The sequence below is a fragment of the Caulobacter sp. LARHSG274 genome (assembly GCF_052871235.1).
Genome location: NZ_JBIXJO010000021.1, coordinates 1 through 25,128 on the forward strand (window position 1 = coordinate 1; position 25,128 = coordinate 25,128).

At 66.7% G+C, this 25,128-nt stretch carries 22 protein-coding genes and 1 pseudogene; 7 read left to right on the forward strand and 16 right to left on the reverse strand.

Translation table 11 applies throughout. The features are described from left to right. Positions 1 to 52: 52 nt before the first annotated feature. Positions 53 to 376 (reverse strand): DUF736 family protein, encoded by a 324-nt coding sequence (locus ACIPQB_RS22570; RefSeq protein WP_446487492.1) that lies wholly within the window; start codon positions 374 to 376, stop codon positions 53 to 55. A 403-nt stretch (positions 377 to 779) separates the two neighbouring features. On the opposite strand from ACIPQB_RS22570, the gene ACIPQB_RS22575 reads away from it, so the two are divergent. Next, the gene (locus tag ACIPQB_RS22575; RefSeq protein ID WP_446487493.1) at positions 780 to 953 is read left to right on the forward strand and encodes a hypothetical protein; all 174 of its coding nucleotides are present in this window, start codon (positions 780 to 782) and stop codon (positions 951 to 953) included. 124 nt (positions 954 to 1,077) lie between these two features. On the opposite strand, the gene ACIPQB_RS22580 is transcribed toward ACIPQB_RS22575, so the two are convergent. The 4 genes from ACIPQB_RS22580 to ACIPQB_RS22595 all read right to left on the reverse strand — a co-directional run bounded on the left by ACIPQB_RS22580 (position 1,078) and on the right by ACIPQB_RS22595 (position 4,876). Then, on the reverse strand, positions 1,078 to 2,904 hold the full coding sequence (locus ACIPQB_RS22580) for a ParB/RepB/Spo0J family partition protein (protein ID WP_446487494.1): 1,827 nt from the start codon (positions 2,902 to 2,904) through the stop codon (positions 1,078 to 1,080). Positions 2,905 to 3,036: 132 nt separating this feature from the next. After that, positions 3,037 to 3,474 carry a hypothetical protein gene (locus ACIPQB_RS22585; RefSeq protein WP_446487495.1) on the reverse strand — a complete coding sequence of 146 codons (438 nt, stop codon included), beginning with the start codon at positions 3,472 to 3,474 and terminating at the stop codon, positions 3,037 to 3,039. After that, on the reverse strand, positions 3,471 to 3,845 hold the full coding sequence (locus ACIPQB_RS22590) for a DUF2958 domain-containing protein (protein ID WP_446487496.1): 375 nt from the start codon (positions 3,843 to 3,845) through the stop codon (positions 3,471 to 3,473). Before ACIPQB_RS22590 ends, ACIPQB_RS22585 begins: the two co-directional genes overlap by 4 nt. Further along, a complete protein-coding gene (locus ACIPQB_RS22595; RefSeq protein WP_446487497.1) occupies positions 3,842 to 4,876 on the reverse strand; it encodes an ArdC family protein in 1,035 nt (344 codons plus the stop codon). Before ACIPQB_RS22595 ends, ACIPQB_RS22590 begins: the two co-directional genes overlap by 4 nt. Before the next feature lie 378 nt (positions 4,877 to 5,254). Between ACIPQB_RS22595 and ACIPQB_RS22600 the strand changes: the two genes are divergently transcribed. From ACIPQB_RS22600 to ACIPQB_RS22620, 5 genes and pseudogenes are all read left to right on the forward strand, one after another. Beyond that, complete coding sequence (locus ACIPQB_RS22600; RefSeq protein WP_446487498.1) at positions 5,255 to 5,650, forward strand: thermonuclease family protein; 396 nt, start codon at positions 5,255 to 5,257, stop codon at positions 5,648 to 5,650. Positions 5,651 to 5,697: 47 nt separating this feature from the next. Then, the gene (locus tag ACIPQB_RS22605; RefSeq protein ID WP_446487499.1) at positions 5,698 to 5,907 is read left to right on the forward strand and encodes a hypothetical protein; all 210 of its coding nucleotides are present in this window, start codon (positions 5,698 to 5,700) and stop codon (positions 5,905 to 5,907) included. 257 nt (positions 5,908 to 6,164) lie between these two features. Then, positions 6,165 to 6,410, forward strand: a complete 246-nt coding sequence (locus tag ACIPQB_RS22610; protein WP_446487500.1) for a hypothetical protein — start codon at positions 6,165 to 6,167, stop codon at positions 6,408 to 6,410. Next, a complete protein-coding gene (locus tag ACIPQB_RS22615; RefSeq protein WP_446487501.1) occupies positions 6,403 to 6,798 on the forward strand; it encodes a hypothetical protein in 396 nt (131 codons plus the stop codon). Before ACIPQB_RS22610 ends, ACIPQB_RS22615 begins: the two co-directional genes overlap by 8 nt. Before the next feature lie 1,140 nt (positions 6,799 to 7,938). Further along, positions 7,939 to 8,067 (forward strand): annotated as a pseudogene (locus ACIPQB_RS22620) (IS5/IS1182 family transposase); the annotation flags it as partial. Positions 8,068 to 8,175: 108 nt separating this feature from the next. On the opposite strand, the gene ACIPQB_RS22625 reads toward ACIPQB_RS22620, so the two are convergent. From ACIPQB_RS22625 to ACIPQB_RS22645, 5 genes are read right to left on the reverse strand one after another with little or no spacing between them, the layout of a single operon-like run. After that, positions 8,176 to 9,477 (reverse strand): MFS transporter, encoded by a 1,302-nt coding sequence (locus ACIPQB_RS22625; protein ID WP_446487502.1) that lies wholly within the window; start codon positions 9,475 to 9,477, stop codon positions 8,176 to 8,178. Beyond that, positions 9,474 to 10,331 (reverse strand): class III extradiol dioxygenase family protein, encoded by an 858-nt coding sequence (locus ACIPQB_RS22630; RefSeq protein WP_446487503.1) that lies wholly within the window; start codon positions 10,329 to 10,331, stop codon positions 9,474 to 9,476. Before ACIPQB_RS22630 ends, ACIPQB_RS22625 begins: the two co-directional genes overlap by 4 nt. After that, positions 10,331 to 10,597: a hypothetical protein gene (locus ACIPQB_RS22635; protein ID WP_446487504.1), complete on the reverse strand. Its 267-nt coding sequence runs from the start codon at positions 10,595 to 10,597 to the stop codon at positions 10,331 to 10,333. Before ACIPQB_RS22635 ends, ACIPQB_RS22630 begins: the two co-directional genes overlap by 1 nt. Positions 10,598 to 10,641: 44 nt before the next feature. Further along, positions 10,642 to 12,015, reverse strand: coding sequence for a hypothetical protein (locus ACIPQB_RS22640; protein ID WP_446487505.1), 1,374 nt, complete (start codon positions 12,013 to 12,015; stop codon positions 10,642 to 10,644). 40 nt (positions 12,016 to 12,055) lie between these two features. Then, complete coding sequence (locus ACIPQB_RS22645; RefSeq protein ID WP_446487506.1) at positions 12,056 to 14,974, reverse strand: TonB-dependent receptor domain-containing protein; 2,919 nt, start codon at positions 14,972 to 14,974, stop codon at positions 12,056 to 12,058. A 199-nt stretch (positions 14,975 to 15,173) separates the two neighbouring features. Between ACIPQB_RS22645 and ACIPQB_RS22650 the strand changes: the two genes are divergently transcribed. Beyond that, positions 15,174 to 16,409 carry a LysR substrate-binding domain-containing protein gene (locus tag ACIPQB_RS22650; protein WP_446487507.1) on the forward strand — a complete coding sequence of 412 codons (1,236 nt, stop codon included), beginning with the start codon at positions 15,174 to 15,176 and terminating at the stop codon, positions 16,407 to 16,409. A gap of 48 nt (positions 16,410 to 16,457) precedes the next feature. Here the strand turns inward: ACIPQB_RS22650 and ACIPQB_RS22655 are convergent, their stop codons facing one another. The 6 genes from ACIPQB_RS22655 to ACIPQB_RS22680 form a co-directional block, all read right to left on the reverse strand. Next, positions 16,458 to 17,489: an outer membrane protein assembly factor BamB family protein gene (locus ACIPQB_RS22655; protein WP_446487508.1), complete on the reverse strand. Its 1,032-nt coding sequence runs from the start codon at positions 17,487 to 17,489 to the stop codon at positions 16,458 to 16,460. A 92-nt stretch (positions 17,490 to 17,581) separates the two neighbouring features. Next, positions 17,582 to 20,416, reverse strand: a complete 2,835-nt coding sequence (locus ACIPQB_RS22660) for a TonB-dependent receptor domain-containing protein (protein ID WP_446487509.1) — start codon at positions 20,414 to 20,416, stop codon at positions 17,582 to 17,584. Between the two features lie 186 nt (positions 20,417 to 20,602). Beyond that, positions 20,603 to 21,499 carry a hypothetical protein gene (locus ACIPQB_RS22665; protein ID WP_446487510.1) on the reverse strand — a complete coding sequence of 299 codons (897 nt, stop codon included), beginning with the start codon at positions 21,497 to 21,499 and terminating at the stop codon, positions 20,603 to 20,605. A gap of 52 nt (positions 21,500 to 21,551) precedes the next feature. Next, on the reverse strand, positions 21,552 to 23,096 hold the full coding sequence (locus tag ACIPQB_RS22670) for an acetolactate synthase large subunit (protein WP_446487511.1): 1,545 nt from the start codon (positions 23,094 to 23,096) through the stop codon (positions 21,552 to 21,554). A gap of 140 nt (positions 23,097 to 23,236) precedes the next feature. Then, positions 23,237 to 24,094 carry an HpcH/HpaI aldolase family protein gene (locus ACIPQB_RS22675; RefSeq protein WP_446487512.1) on the reverse strand — a complete coding sequence of 286 codons (858 nt, stop codon included), beginning with the start codon at positions 24,092 to 24,094 and terminating at the stop codon, positions 23,237 to 23,239. A gap of 20 nt (positions 24,095 to 24,114) precedes the next feature. After that, positions 24,115 to 25,128, reverse strand: a complete 1,014-nt coding sequence (locus ACIPQB_RS22680) for a DODA-type extradiol aromatic ring-opening family dioxygenase (protein ID WP_446487513.1) — start codon at positions 25,126 to 25,128, stop codon at positions 24,115 to 24,117.

A 25,128-nucleotide genomic window follows, 5' to 3' on the forward strand; every position in this document is an offset into this window, starting at 1 on the left:
GAGCCCGCATCCGGAGCCAGCTCCCGCGCCAGCGGCGCGGGAGCCGCCGAGCTCAGGGCTCCGGCGTCCAGACCAGGACGTAGCCAGGGGGGTTGAAGGGATCCGGATCGGCGATCAGCCGCGCGGCGATGGCGCGGGGACCCAGCTCCGGGTGGGCCAGGGTCAGGGCGATGTAGGGCCGGCCGTCCGCATCGATGCGGTTGAAGCCTGGCCCCAGGTCGATCCCGTCGAAGCGGACCAGGTAGTGGGGTTCGTCGGGATGGTCCGGTCCCGCCAGGGTCGGCAGGATGGCGATGTCGGCGCGGACATTGAAGGTGTGAAGATGGCCGTGATAGACGCCGGAGTCGGTGAGGGTGACAAAGCCGATGACGGTCATGGGGGTGTCCTCTGTCTGGTGTTCGACCGGGCCGATCCCCGGCGACAGGCGCCCGTTATGGACGGCCCAGGCCGCCGGGACCCGGAGGGCCGAAGCGACAGCGAAGGACCGGAGCGACAGGGCTTTTTGTAGCGAAGCGGGCGCGAGGAGCCGCCCCTCGGGGCGGCGGGGAAAAAGCTCTGGCGCGATGGTTCCTGGCGGTCTGGGCCGTCCATAGGGTCAAGCCAAGTCGGGGATCGGCCCGGCCGGACGCCAGATAGAGGACACCCCCATGGCCGTCATCGGCGCTCACCCTCACCGGCTCCGGCGTCTATCACGGCCGTCTTCGCCCCTTCGAGGCCGCCCGGCATCGCCATCCTGCCGACCCTGGCGGGGTCGGACCATCCCGACGAACCCCACGATCTTGACCGACTTCGATGGCGTCGACCTGGGTCCAGGCTTCAACCGCATCGATGCGGACGGCCGGCCCTACATCGCCCTGACCCTGGCCTATCCGGCGCTGGGTCCCCGCGCCGTCGCCGCGCGGCGGATCGCCGATCCGGATCCCTTCAGCCCGCCTGGCTACGTCCTGGTCTGAACGCCGGAACCCTGAGCTTGGCGGCTCCCGCGTCGCTGGCGCGGGGGCTGGCTCCGGATGCGTCCCTAAACAAACCCCCGGGTCCGAAGACCCGGGAGCAAGACTGACGACAGGACGCCGGGGCCTATCCGGCGGCGAGAATGGCCGGGTTGGGATTGGCCGCCAGGGTCACGGCCGGAGGCGGGACATTGGCGGGCGAAGGCAAGCGCACGCCGCGCAGCAGCGGCGCGACCGCCTTGCTCCGCTGGGCGGTGGCGAACGGCCTGCGCGTATAGGCGCCCGCCGGGAAGGTCAGCCATTTGGGCGTCCAGCGGGCGACCTTGGGCCGGTCGTTGGTCCCGTCCAGGAAGTCGCGCAGGATCGCCTTCTGGGTCTTGACCTTCTCGGTCAGATTGCCGTCGGCGACCTTCTTGCCGCCCACCTCCTTGAGCATGGCGTTGACCGCCTCGCGGTCGCGCATCAGGTCGAAGAAGGCCTCGTCCGGCGTCCAGAACTCGCCCATGTCGATCTTCAGAAACGCCCCCGCCGCCTCGACCTCGGCGCTCCCGGCGGCCAGGGTCTCCCCGATGACCACGGCGGCGACCGCCAGGACGTCGGCGTCGGGCAAGGACAGCAGCTTGGCGAAGACGCCCGCCGCGCCGCCCTCGCGCCGCTGGCCGACCAGATCGCGCTCGGGATCGGCGCCCAGCAGGGCGGCGGCCATCGCGCGCTGAGCCCGAAAGCGGGCCTCGGCGGGACACGTCTCGAGACTGGCGCTGACCGCCTGGTTCCCGCCCCGCGCCGGGTCGGCCTTGATCGTCCAAAGGTGCGAGCCCGCCACGGCGTGGGCGACCAGCAGCCGCAGGGCGACACCCGTATGGCTGGCCAGGACCGCGCGGACGGCGGCGCGGCGGTGCAGGTCGATATAGCTCTGCTGGGCGCCTGTCACCTCGGCCCGGTCGGTCGTGGGGCCCGCCCGGCCGCTCTCGCCGCGCGCCGCCTTGTCGGCGGCGGCGCGGGCGCGCCGGGCCTCCTTGGCGGTCAGGAAGCCTTCGTGGGCGGTGATCTCGCCGCGATGACTGACCGACAGATAGACCTTGCCGCCCTTGGCCTTGGACACCCGTTCATGCTTCCAGGCGTCGAACGACCGCCCGGTCTCCAGCACCTCCACCGCGCTCCAGCCCTGCGCCAGCAGGGCCTCGCGCCTGGCCGCCAGGGCCGCGTTCTGGTGGGTCCAGAACAGGCCTGGATCGGTGAAGTAGCTGTCCTCGCCGAACAGGTCGGCGATGATCGCGCCGGGATAGTCGTCCAGGCTGAACAGGGCGTGCCGGGTCGGGATCGACGCGCCGCCGAACAGCCAGTTCTTCAGGCCCTGTCCCAGCGGGGTGGGCTGGTCGGGATCGTCGTAGATCGCCAGCCAGGCTTTCTGTTGCGACTTGGTGGCCAGGGTCAGCAGGCGGATCGTACCGACGTTGATCTTCTCGGCGCGATAGAGCTTTCGCAGGCGCGGCAGAAGATTGCCGAGCGCCAGGGTCCGGTTCACCACCGCCTCGGTCATGTGGAAGGTGACGGCGATTTCCTGCGTCGTGCGGCCTTGCTTGACGAGTTTGGCGAACGCCTCCCAGGTCGAGACCTCGTCCGGCGGCAGGCGCTGCAAGTTCTCGATCAGCGAGGCCTCGGTGGCGGCGGCGTCGTCGCCGGGATCGAGGATGCAGATCGGCACGGGGTCGATCTCGACCCCGGCGGCGATCTCGGCCTGGGCCGCCGTCAGGCGGCGCGCCCCGGCCACGACCGCGAAATGACCGGGCACGACGACGCCGTCGGCGAACTTCTCCTGGACGAGCATGGGGAACAACACTCCGCGCTGTCCGATCGAGGGCCGGATGTCGGAGACGTCCGGCGCGGGTCGCCCAAAGTGCATGTTGAGCGGCGAGATGGTCATGTTGCGGGGATCGGCAAAAGCAAGTCTCATAGCGAACGCTCCTGTTTTTCAGGGGTGGAACCGACCCCGTCCGTGATGCTGTCCAGGCGGCGGGCGGGGTCGGGGATGCGCCGGGATTGGCGCAGGGCTCCGGCGTCGGGGCGGGCCCCGGCGCGCGGAATTTCAGGATCGGGATCGGGGGGGCCGAGGGCCCAAGCGGAAGGCCAGGACCGGCCGCTCGTGGGCGTCGGTCTCGCGCGGGCCAGGGTCCGGCCCCTCCACGGCGTAGTCGGTGATCAGGACGCGGCACGGCGCCCCGGCGAACACCACCTCATGAATGGCGCCGCCCTCCATGACGATGTGAACCAGGGCGGTCTCGCCGCCCTCGGTGAACAACAGCGGCACGGGCAAGGCGGACGCGCCGTCCAGCCACGGGTCGCCCTCCCCGACCGCGATGGCGTCCACGAAGGTGGGGCCGACATGGTCCAGCGCACGCCAGCCGGCGCTGTCGTTGGCCTGGGCGACGGCGGCTTCGCAGGCGGCCTCGACGCCCTCGGCCTCGACCTGCCCGACGTGGGCGTAGTAGCCCGCATAGCCGCATTGGGCGGTGTAGAGGGTCATGACGCGCCCCCGTCCCTGCGGGCGATGACCTTCAGCAGGGTCTCGGCGGCGGAGATCGACCCGGTGCGCCGGGCGGCGGCGGTCCAGACCGACAGCGGCAGGCCGGTGGAGAAGTAGACATCGCGCTCGATGGTCAGGCCGAACGGCAGGCGCACGGCCTCGATCTCGGCGAGGCTGAACGATCCAAGTTCGGGCTCGCCTAGATCGGCGAGCCCGAACAGGGTGTCGCCGTCCTGGTCCATCTCGGTGACGAGCCAGCGGCCCGCCCCGAGCGGATTGAAGAACTTGACCACCGGAACGTGGTCGGTTTCGACGTCGACCGCGCCATTGATCAGCAGCCGCGCGCGAAGGGTTTGGGAAAGGAGGATCATGCGACCAGCTCCCGATCCTGCGCCGCGAGCAAGACGCGATCAGCGGCGGGCGGTGGGGCGTCCGGCCTGAAGGCCAGCAGGAAATCGGCGGCCTTGCTGGCTTGCGAGGCGGCGCGGAAGATGGCCCGATTGTCCTCGCGCACCACCTCCAGCCACGACCCGATGTAGTCGGCGTGACGCACGGTCGGGACGATGCCGAGACTGGCGCACAGGAACGCCGCGCCCATTTCGGCGACCAGTTCCTCGCGCGCATAGGCCTTGCCGCCACGCACGCCGGACTGGTCGCGGTCCAGGCGCGAGCCGTGGCCCGTCCAGTGCGACAGCTCGTGGAAAGCGGTGCGGTAATAGTTGATCTGGTCGCCGAAGGCCGGTTGCGGCGGGACCTGAACAAAGTCGTGCGAGGGCGAATAGAAGGCCAGGTTTCCGCCGATGCGGAAGTCGGCGCCGGTGGCGACGATCAGCGCCTCGGCGTGCGGGACCACCTGCCGCTCGGGCAAGGGGGCGGGCTCGGGGTCGGCGCCGACCAGCCCTTCGCATTGGGCCAGATTGAAGACCGTGAAGCGCTTTAGAAAGGCGACCTTGCCCGGCGCGTCGCCGTCGCGGGCGGCGCGTTCCTGCTCGGCGCGGGGCGTGAAGCGGTCGGCATAGACCACGCTCGTCCCGCGCTCGCCCTTGCGCACGCAGCCCCCGGCCGCCAGGGCCTGCTTGAAGGTCAGCCAGCCTTGCGAGGGATAGCCATGCGCGACGACGGCGCCCCACAGCAACAGGATGTTGACCCCGGAGTAGCGCCGCCCGGTGATCCCGTTGCGCGGCAGTGAGAGGGCCGCGCCCCCCGCCCTGCCCCACGGCTGGACCCAGGGCAGACGCCCGGCCTCCAGCTGGGCGATGATTTTGCGGGTGACCTCGTCATAGAGGCTGACCTCGCCTGACCCAGACCCCCGCCGGGAGGGCGTAGCGGAAACGGGCGCGGCGGCGGCCGATGAGGCGCGAGCCTTGGCGGCGGAGGTTCGGCGTTGACCGGTGGGGCGCATGAGGGTGCTCCTTCACCGCCCCAAACCCCACATCCTTTCCCCGGAAAGGGGGGTGGGCGGCGAAGAAGCCGGTTAGGCCCGCCGCAAGGGGCGGCGGCACCCGAAGGGCCGCAACGCAGTGGAGGAGCCGGCCTCTTGGCCGGCTTGCCGCCGACCCTGGCGGGCCTATACCGGCGCGCCGCCCACCCCGCTTTCTGGGGAAAGGCTTTCAAAGAAGTCATCGCGCGCAGCGCGATGGCCTTATCCGGGCCAAAGGCCCGGCCGGGCGTCCTGCGATCATCGACCGCCGCGACGGGCGGGGCGGGCGGGACGGCGAGCCGTCGATATCCATGGAGCCGCCGCTTCCGCGACAGGGGCGACATCGCCTACAAGCCCGGCATGATCTTCGCCGCCGTCCTCGCCGCCATCATCGCCTGCACCGCCCCAAGCGTTCACGACGGCGACACCTTGCGTTGCGGCTCCGAACGGGTGCGCCTGTTCGGCGTCGACGCGCCGGAGGTTCGCCGCGGCAAGATCCCGGCCGAGCCGCTGGCCTATGAGGCGCGCGACGAACTGATCGGCCTGACGCGCGGCCGCGTCGGCTGCCGCTTTGTCGACCGCGACAGGTATCGCCGCTTTGTCGGCCGTTGTTGGTCGAACGCCAGTCCGGATATCAACGCCGCCCAAATCCGCTCGGGCCTGGCCACCGAATATCGGCGCTACAGCAAGGGCGCCTATGCTGCGGCCGAGGCCGAGGCGCGCCGCGCCGGCCGGGGAGCCTGGAAGCGACCCTGACGCCGCCTCCCCTTGAAAACCGGCGCGATCGGCGCGAACCTTCGCGCATGCCAAACCGATTTGACCTGCGCGAGGACGTGGACGGCTGGACGGTCTTTGACCGCTTCACCGGCTGGCCGGCCGTCGTCGCCGGGGTCGCTCAGACGGGCCTGGACATCCAGGACGCCGATGAACTGGCCGAGTGGCTCGACCGCCTGTCCGCGAGCGGCCATCCGATTGAGCTGGTCGACGCCCTCCGAGGGCTTGGCCCGCGCTGAAGCGCGCAGACGCCAGGGCGGCGGCGAAGAACGTGGGGCCTGAACGACCAGCCTCTCCAACGCGCCCTTGATGGGATGAGCGCCTGTGTCGGCCGCCATGGCTGTCGAAGAATCCTGAGGCGACAACGCTCGGCTGATTGACTCTCGCCCCCGCCGGAACGAGAACATTAGCGGAACATCGGAGCCGCCAATGCGACCTTACCCCCCTCTTGCGCGGGCGATCCCGCACGCCTCGACAACCGTTCTGGCGGGTCGCCATGACCGCTAGGCACAGCCGGCGAGGTCTCAGCGACCCGGTCGCCTTCTTCGAAGGACTACGCCCGGCCCGAGAGGCGTGCGTTGGGCAGTTGCGCAATCTGCCGACAGCGAGCGCGCACTATCACATGATGCTCGTGATCATCGCGGCGATCGACGTGGCGGCCGAGTTCTTCACCAAGCGCCGCGGCTTCTATTTCGGGAGCAATCCCGACATGATCGGTCGGAACATCCCGCCCGATGCCTGAGCCCAGCGACAGTGATCGTCGCAAGGCCGCGCAACTGAGCCCCAAGGTCGCGTCCACGCGCCTGATCGCCTGCGTCGAGGCGGGTCACGACCTGTGGTTCAAGTGCCAGTACTGCGGCATGGAGCGCACTTGGGGCCGCCGGGAGATGCTGAGCCGACGGCTGCGCAAGCACCTGGGTTGGACCATAGACCGTGTTCAGCGGGCGGCGACCTGCCCGATGAAGGGTTGCGGCGGACCCATGCCGATCATTCGCCTGATGAAAGGCGGCTATCAGGACGGCTTTGATCGATCCGACGCGCGGCGGCGCCGCGCCTGGCTGGTCGAAACGCTGCTGGACGCCGGCATCATGCCCGAAGAAGCCGGCCTGACCTCGTCCGCGCGGGGGTGAGCCGTGGCGCAAATCTGGCCCACGGTTCGCCGGATCAAGAGCGACCTGACGATCCGATGCCGGGCCTCCGGCAATCGACAGGTTTGGCCCGCGCCTTGGCCATCGAGATGGCTGGACGGCCACACGCTGCCGCACCAGATCCGCGCCAAACTCCGTTGTGACGCCGGTGGGGCGCGAGGTCGGGACGGCCTGATCGACACTGACGCGAGAAGGTAGGTCCGATATTCGCGAGGGAGCGTGTTTCGGTTCCCGACCCCTTGCCGGCGGGAAGTCTCGGCTCATCCCTAGCGCTTTGGCGAAGTGACCACGGTGACGGGCCTCACGCACCGAACCTGCAAGCCGTCCGCCTTGAAGCACTTCGGGTCTTGCGGGCAGGCACCAAACGCGTCCGCAGCTCGGCATTCGCGCAGAACGTTAGAAGGATCTGGTCCGCAGACCGCCCGATGTCCTGCCGCGTCGATACAGTTTAGCGGCGATGGAGAATTCGAAGGCGGCGATGTGTTTCCCGCCCAAGCCGGGGCTTGCGATAGAGACAGGACAATGATGGCGATTGCAAATCTGCGCATGGCGCTCTCCCTAGCCAGCGGCATTGCGACCCAAGATTGCGGCGGCGTTTTGACTGGTCCACCACCGTTTGATTTCCACTCACTGCCGAAGTTAGGAAGTCCGCTGGGTGGCAACACCGCCGAATGTCCTAATGCTGGCTCGATGCTCCCGGCGATGAACGACCCTACCCGGACATGAGAAAGACCTCTCGCGCCCTTGTTGCGAGAAGAAAAGACACGATCTGAGGCTTGAGCAACCGGAGCTTCAGCGTGAACAGACGTCGCCTGACCTTGGCACTTGTCTCTGGAGCGCTGTTGGCGCCACATTCCACGTTAGGGGCGCAGATGCCCGAGAGCGCAGCTGGATCGTCCCAAACGGCGCCCGCGCCCTTGGATGCCAAACGCCGCGCGCAGCCTGAAATGCAGGATCGTCCTTCTCCAGAACGCTAATGAACTCTGTGCTGTTTTTGTATGAGTCACGCCTCGCGCGCTCTTTACGGATGGGAAACTCATCACCGTCGGGGCGGATTATACCGTCATCGTATACAGGCGTTATGGTGACCGTATCCCCCACGACGAAGCCGGCGACAAGGCGCGCAACCTCGTCGAGCGATGCTTCAACAAGCTCAAGTACTTCCGACACTTCGCGACCCGCCATGACCGGATGACCGACCACTACCTCGCCTTCATACGCCTCGCCGCCATCGTGCTCTGGCTGCGCTGAATGTGGATTCGTCCTGGAGCAACCGCAACAAGCCAGCGCTGAAAGCACCCGTCGCCCAAGCCGGTTCGGCGATCCTCCGACGTTACCCGGCCAGAATGCTCTGCGGTATCAGCCTCGGAGGTCTGGTCGGCCTTCCTCGCCCGAGACCTTCGGCGACCATTTCGGCCGCAACAGGACGACCGACGAAGCGGCCCCGATCACGAGAAACACCACGATCACCGACATCGGCAGCCGGTAACCGCCGCTGACGTGGAGTAGCCAGCCGGAGATGCTGGCGGCAGCTCCGCCAGAGAGGCCCGCCGCGACGTGTTGAACCCCAACGATCATCCCAATGGCGGGCCTGGGGATCAGCGTGACCTTGGTGAGCGCTAAATTGTTGGCGCTGGCGAGGCCGAGACAGGACAGCGAGAAGATGTTCCAGAACAGCGCTGCCCCAAGGCTGTCCGCGTAGGCGCCGAAGAGCACCGTGGTCGCGCCGATGAAGCCGGCGACGATGAACGCCTTGCGCGTCATCACGGGGTCTCCGCCCTTTTCGATAATCCGGTCCGCCGCCCAGCCCGCGACGACGGCGACGATCGCGATGCCGGCGAAGCTGAAGAAGGTGTAGAGGCCTGAATTGGTGAGCGAGAGCCCGCGCTGCTCGACCAGGTAGGACGGCATCCAGGTCATGCAGAAAAAGACGAAGTAGCTGTAGCAGAAATTGACGATGATCCCACCCCAGACCACCGGCGAGGTGATGATGCGTTGGAACGAGACCGAGTGGGCCCGCCGCCCTGCCTCCGCGCGCTGGTCCTTGCGCGGAAAATCGCTCTGGACGCGCGTCATCCACGGGATCAGCCACAGCAGGCCGCACGCTCCGGTGATCACGAACATCAGACGCCAGTCCGAGGCGGAGATCAGCCACGCGCCCAGTGGGGCGCCAATGGCTGTGCCGACTTTGTTTCCAAAGGAGAATATTCCGAGCGCAGCGCCGGTATGACGCTCAGGAACATTGTGGCGGATCCAGCGATAGCTCGCCGGCATTACGATCCCCTCGGCCGCCCCCACGAGCGAGCGCATGATCACGATGCCCATCAAGGCCGGCATCGCGCCGGTCGCGGCGGTGGCGAGGCACCACAGCCCGAAGCAGATGGCGTAGGGAATTTTCGCGCCGTATCGATCGACCACCCAGCCCAGGGGCATCAGAGCGACCGCGTAAGACCAGAAGAACGCCGCCCCGACCTGCCCACGGCCGACGGCCGTCATCCCGAAATGGTGGACAAAACCCTTGTTGGCCAAGGCCGCGGCGATGCTCGACCGATCAGCGTACGCGATGAGCACGCCGACCGAGAGGAGCAGCATAATGCCCCAATGCTTAGAGTCGGACGCCGCTTTTTCAGCTGTCGTTTTCAACGCGACGGAATCGGTCATGAACGTTCACCTTCGCGCGTGTCGATCAGCATCATCGCGCCGCCCGTGTGCGAGATCGGCGCGTGGTAGATGCTGGTCACGATTTCGCCGCCCGAGGCCGCACCGCGCATGGCCAGCCAAGTCATGAGTTCCAAACCCTGGGCGCCGGCGAGATCGACGATCTGGTCGTTGGTGAAACGAGTCAGGGCTTCAGGATCGTGTTCGATCTTCTGGAGGGTGAGCCGGTCGAACTCCTGATTGATCTTGCCGCTGATGCCCAGTTCGTGGCTGAGCCCGCCGCTGCCGACCAGCAACACCCTGCGATCACTCGGGAAGGATCGGATGGCGCGGCCGATGGCCTGCCCCAGCTTGTAGCAGCGCGCGGGGGTCGGCAAAGGCGGCAGGACGCCGTTGATCATGATCGGGATGGTGGCGACGGGTACTTGGCCGTGCCCCGGGCCATCCGCCGGAAACAGCAGGTCCAGCGCGGTGATCCCGGCGTGATCGAAGATCATTTCCTGGCATGTCGAGACGTCAAATTCGTCGGCGACAAGGGACCCGACGATGTGCCAGGCCAGTTCGGCATCCCCGCGGAATGTCCTGGGCTCGGGAGGCCCCCAGCCTTCGTCCGCGTTGCGATAGTCGTGCGCCACCCCGATCGCGAAGGTCGGCATGTTGTCGAGGAAGAAGTTGAGGCCATGATCGTTGTAGAAAACGATCACGACGTCGGGCTTGGCCTCGCCCAGCCATTCGTGGACCCTCCCGAAGCTGGCGAAGAAAGGCGCGAACGGCACTTCGGTCTGTTTGTTGGCCGCAATCGCCCGGCCGATCATTGGCACGTGGCTGGTCCCCAGCCCTCCTATGACGGCGGCCATCAGCGCGCCCCCTCCGGCTTGGGAACCCGATCGAGCTTGGCCAGGAAGTACATGTTGCCGCCGGCGGCGAACAACAGCTTCTTTTCCCGCGACCGAACGGCCGCGAGTTCCTCTTCATTCAGGCCGAACCGCGCGCAATAGCCGTCCGGGTCGGCGGTGAAGGCGGCGCGGTTTTCCGCCGCATTGAGCGTGAAACACATGCGGTTGAGCGCGTAACCCTTCAACGCGGCTTGTGGGTGGAACTTGCCTGGTTGGACATCTGCCATGGTCGATCTCGATCCTGTCTGATTGAAGCGCCCGTCGCGGGCCATTAGCCGCCGCTCGCCTTGGACGCGTTGACCATCTTGAGCGCGCCGTTGACGAAGCCGGTCGCCGCGCAGCCGCGCTTCACCATGCTGGCCGTCACGGGATAGCTGTTGGTGGGGTAGTCCTCGTCGGGAACGACGTAGTGGACAGGCCCATATCCCAGCGACACCAGCATCGTGTTCGCCGGCTTGGGCGCGCCCTGCTTCACCTTCGTCCAGAGCGAGGGCATGACGTTCGCGTCGCTATGCACGATCGTGAAGTCGCTCAGTTGGATCGTCCCGAACCGCAACGGAACGGGCGCGATGTCGGTGTCGGTGAAGACGCACCGGGGCAGTTTCGAGTCGGGCGCGTCCGAGCATGACCCGGGATTGTTGAGCGGCGAGGTCGATTTGCCGGGACACATCAGGACTTCGAGCGAGCCTGAAATCGTCAGCTTTTCCGAAGTCTTGATCTTGAGCGCGGTCGCGATGACCTCCTCGCCCAGAACGGTGGCCACTGCGCCCTTGACGGTGTTCGGCTCGGGCGGGACAAGTCCCGGCCCTTTGCGCCCCGGGTTCATCGCGATCCCCATCGGCGCGCCGACCGTGTACATCGCCACCACCTTGTCGCCATAGCGTTGCTCGATATAGCGCTCGGCCATGCCGACCATGTCGGCGCTGACCTTCGGCCGTCTTCCGCCGCCGCCGAGACCCGGCACGCCCGGCCCGGGGCCGTTGCTGACCATCAGGGCGATGGGTTCGCCCGCCAAGGTCTCGACCTTGAACACACCAATCGAGGCGTCCGCGCTCTGGGTCCGGCCGCTCACCGCCGCCCCCTCGGCGCCAGCGCCGGCGTCACTGCGCCCGGCCAGGCGGAAGACGCCGTTGGCGTAGCCCGCCTTCGCCGGCTGGCGGTTCGCGATGGCTTGCTTCACGGAGGACAGAATCGCCGCGGTGGTGATGCGGGTAATCTTCTCGGACCCGGGAAGGATGATGCCGACGGGATTGTTGTCCATCCGCACCGTGTCGTGCGTATGGGTCACGGCGAGCATAATGTTCTCCGGCGCCGTGCCGGCCTCCTTGGAGATCCGCGTCATCACGTCGTCGAAGATGTCGGGCGCGAACATCGGCAAGTCGCCGACGACCAGAACCGCGCGCTTGCCGCCCGAGTCCAGCACTACCGTGCGGACATAGAGCCGACTCTCGATAGATTCGAACGGCTTGGGCAGGTCCTCGACGGCGGGGGTGATATCGACCCGCGCAGCGCCCGCCAGGAGCGCGCCGCTCGCGGGGGCGGAAGGGGGCGCCGATTGGGCGGGCGCGATGACGGCCGCCGCGACGACCAACGGCGCGAACAGTGCTGTCGACAGCAAAGCCAACCGTGAGATTTTACGATTCATAGTCCCGAGCTCTCCAAGGCCTTAGATTTCTATGTGTTGATCAGAACTTGAGACGAACACCTGCCGTATAGTAGCGACCGACCAGGTCGTCAGACTGGAGATAGGCGCCAAACCGCCCGGCATCGGCCGAGGAGTTGATTGCGATCGGCGGCTTCTTGTCGAAGATGTTCTGAATGTTGAGGAATAACTCAGGCCGCAGGGTCTCGAGCTCAGGCGAGAAGCTGAGGTTCACGTTGGCCGTCCAGAAGGCCGCGATCTTCGGTTCGGCGTAGACAAGCGTCGTGTCGGTGTTCCAGGCGACCGCGCTGCGCCAGCGGGCCGACGCGGCGACCTTGAACTGGTCGGTCAATTCATAGGTCGCGAAGCTGGTCACACGCCATTTCGGGGTCGAACCCAGGCCGCCGGCGGGCGCATAGGCATAGCCGGCCACGTCGACGACGCCGATACTGGGCGTGTCTTGCCGCAACACGGGCTGGTAGGTTGTCAGAACACGGAGCCACAGCGGCCGGCCGAAAAGACGGGCCGCGTAGCTGGACTCCACGTCCACGCCCTTGGTGTAGATCTCCGCGGCGTTGACTGAGCGACTGTAGAAGTAGGTCGCGCTATTGGCCGGGCTGGTGTCGCCATAGCCGTTTGGGCGAACGATCAGGTCGCAAAGCGACGATGCGCCGCCGCTCGCAATGCACAGCTTTTGCACCGAGACGTTCGCGCCGTTCAGCGCGGTGATCGCATCCTTGATCTTGATGGCGTAGAGGTCGACCGACACGCTGGCGCCCGCGAGCCATCGCGGCCGATAAATGACGCCGGCGGTGATCGTATTGCCGATCTCGGGCTTCAGATCGGGATTGCCGCCGGCCTGGTTGGGCGCATTGACCAGCGTGGCGCCGGTTAGTTGATCGATCACCGTGGCGCGGCTGACCGTGCCGGGACCGTAGAGATTGTTGAGGTTGGGCGCCCTGAAATCACGCGAACGGGTCGCGCGAATGGTCAAGTCGTCGTTGATCTTCCACGTCCCACCGACCTTCCAGGTCCACGCACCGCCGAAGGTGTCGTAGTCGGCGTAACGGGCGGCGAGATTGATGCTCAGGCTCTGAGCGACGGCCGCGTCCTTGAGCAGCGGAACCTCGACCTCGAGAGCCGCCTCCTTGACCGTCTGATGCACCAGCGGCGTGACGCCAAAGGTAACCTGGTGAAGATTGGTCGTGCCCTGGGTGCAATTGTAGAGAATGCCCGAACAGTTGGCCTTGTCCTCCGGGGGGATCTCGCTGGTACCCGATAGGCCGACGCGGCGCCACTCACCCGACAGCGCGACGTTGACCGGCCCCGCCCAGGTTGCGAACGGCGAGCCGGCGACGGAGCCGGTGAGGTCAGCGATACTGCCTTTGGCCTTGGCGACCGTTCGATCGGTCAGATAGGCGATCGACTGGGCCGACGCCGCGGTCGGGCCGAAGGGATTGAACGGCGCGCACGCGGCGTCGTCGTTGGTGGTGATCGCGTCGGCATTGATACGGCACACGATATTCCCGCCGACCGAAACTGCGTCGAGCGCGGCGCCCAGGTGCTGCAAGTTTATGTTACGCGCCGTGGTCCATGTCTGGGTCGACACCCCGTGCGCCGCGCCCAGTTCCCAGTGGACGCCGCCGGTGTCGCCTTCGAGACCGCCGTTCACATAGTAGCTGTCGAGGTCGAAGGTCTTGGTGTGCGGTCCAAGTTGCGGGCCAAGCTGCTTACTCAGGGTGAAGGTCGTCGTCGCCGTGCCCGTCTGATAGGCGGCCGGAAGGAACGGATTTTGCGTCCGCAGCACGACGTTGGTCATGCTGAGCGTGGTGTCGTTGTACTGGTTGCGGTTTTTCGCGCCGAACCCTTCGAGATAGAAGTGAACCGCGTCGGTGACGTCGTAGTCGAACCGCGCGAAGGCGCGCTTCGCGCGCAGGGCGCCTTTCAGCGAACTGTCGTTGTTGTAGGCGCCGTCGCCCCCGACTTGGAACCCTGACGTGCCGGTGGCGGTCCCGCTCTGGAAGGGGGACAGAACGCCATTGGCGGTGAAGGTCTGCCCCGCCAGAGCGCCCGACCGGATCAGGCCTCCCGCCGTCAGCGAGGCGTTGTGGACGTTTGAATAGAGCTTGAACGGATTGGCCGCCGAGCCCGGCGTCGCTGTCGAACCGGCGACGCTGCCCTCAACCTGCCAAAGCTGGCCCAGATCGCGGCTGAACATGTCGAGAATCCCGGGATCGTCGTTGTATTCGAGGCTCGCCTCAATGTGGCCGCGGCTCCCGAACAGGTTCGCCCCGACGGCGAGGCCAAGATCAGTGGTCCGATCGTCGCCGCGCTCCGAAACGCCGCGCTGGACCTTCATCGAAAGGCCGTTGAATTTGGAATCGGTGACAAAGTTGACGACGCCGGAGATGGCGTCCGACCCGTAGACGGCCGAGACGCCACCTGTGACCACATCGACTCGCTGCAACAACATCTGCGGGAACATGTCGATCGTCACCAGGCCGGTGTCGGTGCTCGGCTGGAGCCGTTTGCCGTCGAACAGGGTGAGCGTGCGATAGAGGCCGAGGCTACGGATATTGGGCGCATTGGCGGCGCCGTTCGGCCCGCCGTTGCCACCGCCGGTGCCGCTGTTCTGTCCCATCGAGTTCTGGAATACGGGCAGCTGCTGCAGGGCCGCCGCGACCGAAGTCGGCGTCGAGGCGAGCAATTGCTGGGTGCTGACGACCGTCAGCGGCGTCGGACTGTTGTTGCCGTTCGTGGGAATACGCGAACCGGTGACGATCACCTCGGCCACGGTGGCGCTGGCGTTTGCCGCCTCTTGAGCGTGCGCTGAGGTCGCCAATGCGAACGCGCTGGTGCTCAGCAGAAGGGCCTTCGATAGCGGATGGCTGATACGCACGTTTTCTCCCCTTGATTTGTTTTCTTTGTGCGCACCCTCCCGCAACCGCTCGCGCGGGGACATATTTGTTTTTATCGGAGATATATAACTTTCACGCCAATTGAGCCGAAAGGCGTGACGACCGGGGGCGACGCGAAAGCGATCGCGTCGAGCGGGCGCCCGATCTTGTCTGACGGGGCCGATTTGGTGGAGAATGCGTGTCGATGGTATCCGAGACAGCAATCGCGGTCCGCTACACGGGTGACCGGTGGATCGACGACAGATGATGCAGACGCGGGACGTGCACGATCGCGGCGCCTCGATCAGCTTCAGGCAATTGAAGCTGTTCGCGGCCGTCGAGCGATACGGCGGCCTTCAGCGCGCCGCCCGCGCATGCGGTATGTCGCAACCCGCCGCGACCCAGGCTCTTTCGGTGCTTCAAGCCAAGATCGCGGTGACGTTGCTGGAGCGTGGCCCGGGCGGTATGGCGCTGACGCCGCCCGGCAAGACCTTTCATGCGCGGGTCGGCCGGATCTGCGACCAACTCGACGAAACGATCTCGGACTTGGGCCCGGTGGACCACAAGGCCGTCGCCAATTGCCTGACCCCGGCCCAGGTGAGAACTCTGTCGGCCGTACTCGAAACAGGGTCGCTCGAACTGGCCGCGCGCGCGACGGGAGTGACGCGGGAGGGACTTCGGCGTTCGGCCCGCGCCCTGGAAAAACGGACCGGGCCGCTCTTCGTCCCCACGCCGGACGGAACGGGTTTGAGCCTGGAGGGTCGGCGCTTCGCCGAGCGCGTCCGCGCCCTGCGGGACGAGGTGGCGCTCGGTGTCCGTGAACTGCACGCTCAGCAGGCCCGCGCCGAGACGTCGATCGTCGTGGGAGCGGCTCAGGCGTTCGGCAATCGCTTCCTGGCGCGGGTTCTCGCCGACCTGGCGATGCGGCATTGCGGCGCCCGCATTACCGTGCTCCGCGAAGGCCCCGTTGAACTAGTGGACAGGCTGCGCGCGGGCGAAGTCGACCTGGTGGTCGGCGATATCGAGGAGACCGGCCACGACCTCGTCAAGGAGCGGCTGGTCAGGACCCCCTATTTCGTCTTCGGACGGCCCGGGCATCCGTTGAGCGGCGCAGAAGCCGCCACGCTCGATCAGTTGATCGCCTACGATTGGGTCGGCGGAACGCCCGGCTCGGCGCGCGAGACGGCGCGCGAGGCGCTCTTTGCCGGTATGAGCCCCCCTCAGGTCGCCTTCGCGGCGTCCGAGGGGGCTATCGTCGGCCATTTCGTCGCGGGCAGCGACAGGCTGGCGCTGATGACCGAGCATGAAAGTCGTTGCGGCGGCTTGGCGCTCGGAAAGCTGCCGTTCGCTCCGATCGAAGCAGGACTGGGGATCGATGTCGTTCGTCGCGCCGACCGCCAGCCCTCGCAGCTCCATCTGGAACTGATCGAGCTGCTCCGGGCCCATCTGCTGGTTTCCGCGCCGGAAGCCGTCGGTGGCGCGCCGCGACGCGTCGCGTAGCGCTCGCGTCCGAGCAGGGCGACGGATCGGCTGGTCTGAACCCAGGCCTCAGCGTCCCGAAGCCGGCGCACAGGCCAAGCCGTCAGGCGACTTGCCCGTGGCGATGTAGGCCTCGAGCCGCATCTCCGGCAGGGCGACCACCGCCACCCGGTTCTCGGCCGGCAAGGCAACGAAGGCGCGATGGCCGTCCGGGGCGATCACAATCCCCTCGGCCCGTGTCTCGCCGAGCGCCAACGTCCGGAGCGTGCGGGTTTGGGTGTCGATCGCGACCAGTTGCTCGCTGGCGACCAGGGCCAAGCGTCCATCGGGAGTCAGCTTCAGGCGATTGCCGGACTTCCAGGGCAGCTCCACCTGGCCGACGACCGTCTTGCTCGCGACCTCGATCACCGACACCACGCCGCGTTTGGCGGCCATGACCCAGACCGTGCGGCCATCGGGAGAGATGTCGATCCCCTGGGGGCCCTCCCCCACCGCGATCTGGGTGACCTTCCAATCCTTGCGGGGCGGCCCCGGGCCGAACGTCACTGCGGCGGGCTCGACGATGCTGACCGAGCCCGAATTGGCGTTGGCCGTGACGATCGTTCCGGCCCGGTCCACCGCGATCATGTGCGTGCGGTCCTGGCCAAGGCCCAAGGTCCATGCGACCCGACCCGTGGCCAGGTCGTAGCGCCCGACCGCCTTGCTGGACTCGGCCGTGAACCAGATGGATCCATCATGCGCAGCCAGGCCATGCGGACTGCGCATGGGCCAGAGGTCGATCGACGGCAGCGGCGCGCCCTCTGGCAGGTCGATCACCGAGAGGTGGTGCAGTACGCCGCCCGGCCCGCCGTAGTTGCTGACGAAGGCCCGTGATCCGTCGATCGCGACAACGATCTCGTGCGGGTCGATCCCGCCCGGCGCACGCCACAAGACGGCCCCGCTGCCGACGTCGATCGCGGCGACGTCGCCGTCGCCCTTCTCGACCACCAGCAGCGTGCGGCACGCGGCGGCCGTTTCGGCCCGGGCTGCGCCCCCCAGCGCCAGACCGGCCGTCAGGGCCAGCAATGCCGCGATGCGGGCGGGTCGACGGGGTGAAGCCATCGTCGGAATCCTCGTCATCGGGAGCCAGAAACAAAACGGGCGGCCCCCGGGATCTCCCCCAAAGCCGCCCGCTGAATCTCGCTAGGCCCGCATCAGAACTTCATGCGCAGGCCGGCGGTGTAGAAGCGTCCGCGCGGATCGTCGCCGATGGCGAAGCCGTCCCGCAGGCCGCTGCGCGTGCCGTTGCCCGAATAGGCGCCGGGAGGCGGGTCGGCGTCGAACAGGTTCTGGACGTTCGCATATACCTGCAGGTTGGCGAACGCGACGTCGGGCTCCCACGACACATTGAGGCCGGTCGTGGCGAAGGCGTCGATGCGGTTCTTAACCCAGACCTGCGAGGAATCGCCGCCCAGCTTCATGGCGTTGCGCCAGCGCTCGGTGATGTCCACCGTCACGCGGTCGGTCGGCTTGAAGCGAAAGAAAGCGGTAACGCGCACCGACGGCGTGGCGCCCAGGCCGCCCGGCCCGAAGCCGACCCCGCCCTGATCGAGGTTCGGCACATTCGGCTGGATGTAGAGAAGCTCGGGCTGATAGGCCGTCAGCAGACGGGCGGTCATCGGCCGGCCGAACAGCGAGCCTGAATAGTTGGCCTCGAAGTCGAGGCCCTTGGTCTTGATCTGCGAAAGGTTGATGCGCTGGGTCAGCCACGCCGTCACTGCGTTGGCGGCCGACTTGTCGGTATAGCCCAGCGGGCGCACCTGCAGCTGGCAGTACGGCGAGGCGCCGCCGCTGTCATAGCACGCCTGTTGGATCGCCTGGGTCTGGCCCTGGATCTGGGTGATCGCGTCCTCAATGGTGATCTTGTAGGCGTCGAGCGTGAAGCTGAGGTTCGAGGTCGCCTTCCACACCAGGCCGCCGGTCAGGGTGTCGGCGATCTCGGCCTTCAGCTCCGGATTGCCTTGGTCGATCGACGCGACGGTCGGGGCCAGGCCAGTCAGGAAGTCGGTCGGACGGACCGTGACCGAGGTGATCGGCGAGAACAGGTCGAACAGGGTGGGCGCGCGGATGTCGCGCGAACGGGTCAAGCGCACCCGCAGCGGATCGGCGATCTCCCAGGCCACGCCGACCTTCCAGGTCCAATACTGGCCGCTGGTATTGTACTTGGTGTAACGGGCCGCGCCGTTGACGTTCAGGCTCTGGGCGAAGGCCTTGTCGCGCAACAGCGGGGCGTCGAACTCGCTGGCGACTTCCCAGACGGTCTGGCTGACGCCGTTCGGAGTCTGGCCGAACACGAACTCGTTGCGCGTCGCGCCCGCGGTGCAGTTGAAGCGAACGCCCGTGCAGTTGACGAGATCGGCCGGCGTCGAGTCGCTGGTCGACTTGAACGAAACCTTGCGCCATTCAGCCGAGATCGCCGCGTTCACCGGCCCCGCCCCGAGGTCGAACAGGCCGTGCGACAGCTGGCCGGAGATATCGTCCATCTTGGTCAGCGAGTTGTAGTGGATCGTCTCGGTGACGTAGGCCAGAGCGGCCGCGGACGAGGCCGTCGGACCAAAGACGTTGATCGGCACGCAGCCGTCGGCCAGGCCCGGATTGGTCAGGGTGATGTTGCAGACCACCTTGCCTGACGCATCGGTGACGGCGTCGAGCGCCGCTCCCAGCTTCTGGCGGTTGATGGTGTTCTTCAGCGCCGTGGTCAGCTTGGCGCTGCCGTGGACATAGTCGACACCCCAGGAAAAGCCGTTCGCTTCGCCCGAGATGCCGGTGTTGAAGACCCACTGCTTGCTGTCGGCGTCGGCCGAGACGCGTGGCGCCTCGCCCATCAACTTGCTGAACCGGAAGGTGGTTTCGGTGGTCGGGATCAGGGCGCGATACTGGGCCGGCAGGAAGGCGTTGGCCCGGCTGAGGGTGATGCCATTGAGCTGATTGGTCTCGGCGAAATTGGTGTTCTTTTTCAGGTTGCCGGAGAACTGGGCGTAGATCCGGACATCGTCGGAGACGTCGTAGTCTATCCGCCCGAAGATCTGGTGGCCCTTGAGACGCGCGACCAGGCCGGAGTCCCAGTAGCCGCCGTCGCCGCCGACCTGCACGCCGGCGGTGCCGGTCGCAACGCCGTTCTGGAAGGCGCTCAGCACCCCGTCCGCCTTGAACACCTGGTTGGCCAGGGCGCCCGTCGTGATCAGGCCGCCGAACGGAAAGGCGCTCTGACGCAGATTGCCTTGCAGGACGTAAGGGTTGGCCGCGGTGCCGACGCCGGTGACACCCCACTGGTTCAGCCAGTCGCGGTCCGAACGGCGATCGATGCCGTCTTCCTTGCGGAACTCATAGCTGCCCTCGATGTGAAAGCGATCGCTCAGGGCCGCGCCAGCCGCGAACGCCGCGTCGAACTTGGCGCCGTCACCCTGCTCGGACACGCCGTAGCTGGTCTCGGCGCGAACGCCGTTGAACTTCTTGTTGATCACGTAGTTGACCACGCCGGCGACGGCGTCGGAGCCGTAGACCGCCGAGACGCCGCCCGTCACCACGTCGACACGCTCGACCAGCATCTGCGGGATGATGTCGACATCGACGACGCCATTGAACAGGGTCGGCGGGACGCGCTTGCCGTCCATCAGGATCAGGGTGCGGACCGCGTCGAGATTGCGCAGGTTCAGCTGGTTGGCCGCGCCGTTGCCGCCGGCGGCGGTGCCTGTCGTGGTCGGGTTGCTGGTCGCGCCGCGCGAACCGGCGAAGGTCGGAAGGGTGTTAAGGGCGTCGGCAAGCGTCGAGCCAGGACTGGCCCTGGTCAGGTCCTCTGCCGGCATGACCGTCACCGGCGAGGGACTGGCGTCGCCATTCCTGATGACGCGCGAACCGGTGACCAGAATTTCGTCGACCGTTGCGGTGTCGGTCTCCTTGGGCGGCGCGCTTTGAGCAAAAGCGGTCGTGGCGAGCGCGGCCGCGCTCGCTCCCGCAAGCAAAGCTATGCTCGTGGTGAGCTTCTTCATCTGTCCCTCCCTTATGCCGAGAGACGACGCAGTCGTTCGCGCCCGACCTCGACTGTTTTTCTTGTTTGTCGCGGCGTGTTCAAAGCCGCCTTTCGAGGATGCGTCGCCTTTCCGACGTCCATCTTATTGGTTTCAGGCGTGCGACCATTCATTTTCCGACCGGTCGCACGCCGGTGCGGATCGGTGCTAGCCCAAGGCTGCCGTGGTGTCGTCGAACAGTTCGTCGATCGACAGCTTGCGCGGAATGATCTTCTGCTCGAACGACCAGTCGATCGCCAGTTGCAGGCCCTTTCGGTTGGCCTCAAGCCCGAACGGCGGAAAGACCGCCGGCGCGCCGCCCTCGGTCAGGGCGCGGCTCTCCACGATCATGCGATAGATCTCGCGCACCACGTCGGGGCGGGTCTTCGCAATGTTCTCGTGGACGACAAAGACATGATTGATCGGCACGACCTGTTCGCGCTCGTACCAGGCCTTGGCGGCGTTGAACGGGTCCGGCACCAGATGCTGGACGCGCGGATCCTTGGGCAGGTCGACGCCTTGCAGGGTCGCCGCCAACTCGCCATCCAGCATCATCTGGCCGATGTCGGAGCCCTTGGGCAGCCGGACACAGTTCGGCGGGTCCGAGTATTCCTCCAGGTGGCCATCGCCCGTGGTCATCCAGGTGACCTTGTCCAGATCGACGCCATACTCATGCTGCAGCACGCCGCGGATCCACAGGCCCGTGGTCTGGGCATAGGTGCGAACACCGATTTGCTTGCCCTCGATGTCCTTGGGGTCGAGATGGCCGAGCGCCTTGTTGAACCCGGCGCAGTGGTGCTGGAAGCGGCCGGAGATCGGAGCCGGCAGCATGACGTACGGCTTCCCGTAGCACCTGGCCTGCAAATAGGTGACGATGGCCAGTTCGCCGGCGTCGTACTGGTTGCGGCGGACCATGTCCTTGAAGCCGTTGTGCGCCTGTTCGGGGCCGCAGTAGTCCAGCTTGACGATGTCCGAGGTCACTCGGCCGTCCTTCATGGCCTTGGTGACCGGATAGTCGGCCAGGTTGGTCTTCAGTGTCAGGACGCCAGTCGTTGTGTCGGTCATTGTTCCCTTGCCCTCTTGTTGGCTCTTGGCCTTCTCAAGCCTTTGGGCGCGCTTAGAGCGCCACCTCGATCAGCACGGGCCCTTGCTCGCGGACCGAGTTGACCATGCTCTTGTGGAAGTCCTCGGCCGCGGTGACGCGGTGCGAGGGGACGCCCATGCTGGTCCCCATCGCCACCCAATCGATGCGCGGCTTGTCGATGTCGATCATGGCCAGGGCCTGCGGGCCCGGCGCGCCGAAGCCCATATTGGCGAATTCGGTCTTGAGGATTTGATAGCTGTGGTTGGCGAAGATGATGGTCGTGACGTTCAGGCTTTCGCGCGCCTGGGTCCACAGGGACTGGATCGTGTACATGGCGCTGCCGTCGCCGACCATGCAGAAGACCCGGCGGTCCGGGCAGGCCAAGGCCGCGCCAGTCGCCACGGGCGTGCCGTAGCCGATCGATCCGCCCATGTTCTGGATGGTGTCGTGCGGCAGGGCGCCGGCCGTAAGGCCCATGGACTCCCGGCCAGTCGTCAAAGACTCGTCGACCAGGATGCAGTGTTCGGGCATCGCGCTGGCGAGGGCGTGGGCGATGCTGGTCGGCTCCAGCCTGCCGGTCGGGACGCCGTCGTCGACGCGCTGCTGCAAGCGGGCCGCGACCTTCGGCCCGCCCAAGGCGTCCAGCAGCATTTCCAGGCCCAGGACGCTGTCCTCGCCGGTGGTCACCAGGCTATGCACGGTGCTTTCGGGCGACTTCAGCAGGCTGGGCTTGTCCGGATAGCTGAAGAAGGCGATCGGTTCGCCCGTCTCGACCGTGACGATGTTCTTGAAGCCCTTCAGGAAGGCCACGGCCTGGGGCACGGCGTAGGGAATGCGCTCCAGCGGCGTGCGCCCGACGCCACGTTCGATCCGGCAACTGAAGAACTGGGTGGCCAGGCGCGCGCCCGTCCTGGCGGCGACTTGGCCGGCCAGCTCGAGCGCCCTGCCCCGCATGGACTTGCCGCCGAAGATGATCAGCGTGGGCTCTTCGGCGCCAAGCACCTTGGCGACATGCTCGACGCGAGCCTGGTCCGGCGCCTTGGGCGTGACCGTAGCGCGGACCGTTTTCGGCGGCTCGCCCGCATCGCCCCACGAGGTGTCGCCCGGCAGGATCAGGGTCGCGATTTGGCCCGGATGTTCGCCGGCCTTGGCCACGGCGGCCGCGGTGTCGAGCGCGATCGACGCCGAGTTGTCGGCGCGGCGGATCCAATGGCTCAGCGGACGGGCCAGGCCCTCGATGTCCGAGGTCAGGGGCGCGTCATACTTCAGGTGCGCGCTGGCGTGCTCGCCGATGATGTTGACCATCCCCGAGCCCGCGCGCTTGGCGTTGTGGATGTTGGCCAGGCCGTTGGCGAGCCCCGGGCCGAGGTGGAGCAAGGTGCTCGCCGGTTTGTCGCGCATACGATACCAGCCGTCGGCGGCCCCCGTCGCCACGCCCTCGAACAGGCACAGCACGCTTTTCATCCGGGGATTTTCCAGCGCCGCCAGAAAGTGCATTTCCGACGTGCCGGGATTGGCGAAGCAGACCTCGACGCCCTGATCGGCCAGCGTGTTCACAAGGCTTTCGGCGCCGTTCATCTCAACTCCTCCACTGGCGTTTCGCGTGCTGCGACGCGTGTTCGCTCAAGCAGAAGAGAGATCATTTCCAAGGGGCGGCGCCCCAATCCAAACGGGCCGGAAAGCGATAGATTTCCGGCCCCATCCTGGAAATCCTTGGCCTAGTAGCCGGCCAGTTCCTTGCCTTTGCCGACCACGCCGTACGAGCGCTGCGGGGCGGCCATCAGGAAACGGTAGCCCTCGGCCAGCAGGCGATCGATGTTGCCGGCGTTGGTGTGCGGATTACCGACCGGCACGCCGTGGCGCACGCACGTCTCGGCGACCTTCTTCATCGCGTCGCGCACGTCCGGATGGTCATACTGACGCGGGAAGCCCATCTCCTGCGAAAGATCCCCCTCGCCGATCAGCACGAAGCCGATACCGGGCACCTCCTTGAGGATCTCGTCGAGGTTCTCGACGCCCTTGACGCTCTCGATCATCAAACCGACCAGCAGCTCGCCCTGGGGGGCCAACGGCCAGACGTCGGCCTTGGCGTAGTACTCGGCCATGGACAGGCCCCAATAGCGCGAGGCCGTGGCCGGCCCGTCGCCGCGCACGCCGCGCGGTTCGTACAGGGGCGCGTTCTTCGGACGGCCATAGCGACACGAGGCCACGGCGTTGTAGGCTTGGGCGACGTCGTTGATGTGCGGCCAGATCACGCCATAGACGCCCCGATCCAGCGCCTGCTTGGCGTAGGCCTGGTTCATCTCGACGCCGTTGGCCGGCACCCGCACGATCGGGGTGACCTGCGGCGCCAGGGTCGCGGCCGAATGGATCTGCTTGCGGTTCAAGAGGTACTGCAGCGCATCACCCAGGGCCGACATGTCCCAGGGATTGTGCTCCATCTCGAAGACCAGGCCGTCGTAGGGCGAGTCCGAGAGGTCGATGGCCGACTGCTTGTCGGCCTTGGCGAAGCAGGTGAAGGCCGGCTTGCCGGCTTCCCACGCGCGAATGATGCCGTTCAGGCGAGTGTCGCTCATGCGGATATCGTTCTTTCCAGTCAGACCGCTTCAGCGGTTTCTTCGGGGTTCCAGTACATGAAGCCCATGCCCTCGCCGGTGCCGGCGGCGGTGCGCCAGCACGGCACGTAGTCGACCAGCTTCATCTGGGCGCCGGTGTGCTGCAGGGCCATCATGACGATGCTGTAGATCTTCACCTCGGAGGTGCCCGACTGGTAGTAGCCGTCCGGGATCGCGGCGAGGCCGTCGTAGTCATAGGCCGCCAGCTTCTCCATCACGTCGCGGTCGAACTCTTCGTCGTTGACGAAGTGCGACAGCCCGCCCGAGGCGATGATCGCTACGCGAACGTCGTCGGGCCAGGCCTCGATGGCGTCGCGCAGCACGCGGCCGAATTCGATGCAGCGGCTCATCGACGGCTGGGTCGGCGGATAGAACAGGTTGAACAGCACCGGCACGTGCGGCGGCGGCTGATCGCCCATGATCTGGTGATAGACGAAGCTGTAGGCGTGCGGCACGACCGGATAGTCCGGCTTCGTGCCCTGGCGCTGGGCCATCCAAACGTTTTCCGGCCACGCTTGCAGGTCGTTGAGATCAAAGCCCTCCTTCTGGAAGGTCTTGATCAGATAGGTCGCCAGCTCCGGATAGGCCTTGTGCACGACGTGGTGATCGGGTGCGTAGACGCTGCGCTGCGGCGGGCCGTTGTGGACGTCCTGGCCGGTGTAGATGGTGATCGAGGGCGACTGGTCGGGCCAGATCTCCTTCTGGTCCTTGCCCAGCACAATGGCGACGTCGACCTTGGCGCGGGCATAGGCGTCGGCCATCTTGTCCAGCGCGGCGCGGCAACGGCCCGCGCGCTCGGCGCGCTCCTCGATGGTCAGGAAGGGCTCGAAGGCGGCGCCGCGATGGGCTTCCAGCTCAGGATAGGTCCAGGTGCGATTGCGAAACCAGAGCTCGGGGTTCTTGCGATCCCGCTCGCCGTTGGTCAGCCAGTCCTCGGGCGCCTGCCCAAGCATGCCGCTGTGCGGGACCGCCATGCCAAACACGATCTTGGCCAT

Excerpts from the sequence above, each read along its gene's own strand:
- ACIPQB_RS22570 (WP_446487492.1), bottom strand. The coding sequence starts at position 376 with ATGACCGTCATCGGCTTTGTCACCCTCACCGACTCCGGCGTCTATCAC.
- ACIPQB_RS22580 (WP_446487494.1), bottom strand. The coding sequence starts at position 2,904 with ATGAGACTTGCTTTTGCCGATCCCCGCAACATGACCATCTCGCCGCTC.
- ACIPQB_RS22585 (WP_446487495.1), bottom strand. The coding sequence starts at position 3,474 with ATGACCCTCTACACCGCCCAATGCGGCTATGCGGGCTACTACGCCCAC.
- ACIPQB_RS22590 (WP_446487496.1), bottom strand. The coding sequence starts at position 3,845 with ATGATCCTCCTTTCCCAAACCCTTCGCGCGCGGCTGCTGATCAATGGC.
- ACIPQB_RS22595 (WP_446487497.1), bottom strand. The coding sequence starts at position 4,876 with ATGCGCCCCACCGGTCAACGCCGAACCTCCGCCGCCAAGGCTCGCGCC.
- ACIPQB_RS22600 (WP_446487498.1), top strand. The coding sequence starts at position 5,255 with ATGATCTTCGCCGCCGTCCTCGCCGCCATCATCGCCTGCACCGCCCCA.
- ACIPQB_RS22605 (WP_446487499.1), top strand. The coding sequence starts at position 5,698 with ATGCCAAACCGATTTGACCTGCGCGAGGACGTGGACGGCTGGACGGTC.
- ACIPQB_RS22610 (WP_446487500.1), top strand. The coding sequence starts at position 6,165 with ATGACCGCTAGGCACAGCCGGCGAGGTCTCAGCGACCCGGTCGCCTTC.
- ACIPQB_RS22615 (WP_446487501.1), top strand. The coding sequence starts at position 6,403 with ATGCCTGAGCCCAGCGACAGTGATCGTCGCAAGGCCGCGCAACTGAGC.
- ACIPQB_RS22625 (WP_446487502.1), bottom strand. The coding sequence starts at position 9,477 with ATGACCGATTCCGTCGCGTTGAAAACGACAGCTGAAAAAGCGGCGTCC.
- ACIPQB_RS22630 (WP_446487503.1), bottom strand. The coding sequence starts at position 10,331 with ATGGCCGCCGTCATAGGAGGGCTGGGGACCAGCCACGTGCCAATGATC.
- ACIPQB_RS22635 (WP_446487504.1), bottom strand. The coding sequence starts at position 10,597 with ATGGCAGATGTCCAACCAGGCAAGTTCCACCCACAAGCCGCGTTGAAG.
- ACIPQB_RS22640 (WP_446487505.1), bottom strand. The coding sequence starts at position 12,015 with ATGAATCGTAAAATCTCACGGTTGGCTTTGCTGTCGACAGCACTGTTC.
- ACIPQB_RS22645 (WP_446487506.1), bottom strand. The coding sequence starts at position 14,974 with ATGTCCCCGCGCGAGCGGTTGCGGGAGGGTGCGCACAAAGAAAACAAA.
- ACIPQB_RS22650 (WP_446487507.1), top strand. The coding sequence starts at position 15,174 with ATGATGCAGACGCGGGACGTGCACGATCGCGGCGCCTCGATCAGCTTC.
- ACIPQB_RS22655 (WP_446487508.1), bottom strand. The coding sequence starts at position 17,489 with ATGGCTTCACCCCGTCGACCCGCCCGCATCGCGGCATTGCTGGCCCTG.
- ACIPQB_RS22660 (WP_446487509.1), bottom strand. The coding sequence starts at position 20,416 with ATGAAGAAGCTCACCACGAGCATAGCTTTGCTTGCGGGAGCGAGCGCG.
- ACIPQB_RS22665 (WP_446487510.1), bottom strand. The coding sequence starts at position 21,499 with ATGACCGACACAACGACTGGCGTCCTGACACTGAAGACCAACCTGGCC.
- ACIPQB_RS22670 (WP_446487511.1), bottom strand. The coding sequence starts at position 23,096 with ATGAACGGCGCCGAAAGCCTTGTGAACACGCTGGCCGATCAGGGCGTC.
- ACIPQB_RS22675 (WP_446487512.1), bottom strand. The coding sequence starts at position 24,094 with ATGAGCGACACTCGCCTGAACGGCATCATTCGCGCGTGGGAAGCCGGC.
- ACIPQB_RS22680 (WP_446487513.1), bottom strand. The coding sequence starts at position 25,128 with ATGGCCAAGATCGTGTTTGGCATGGCGGTCCCGCACAGCGGCATGCTT.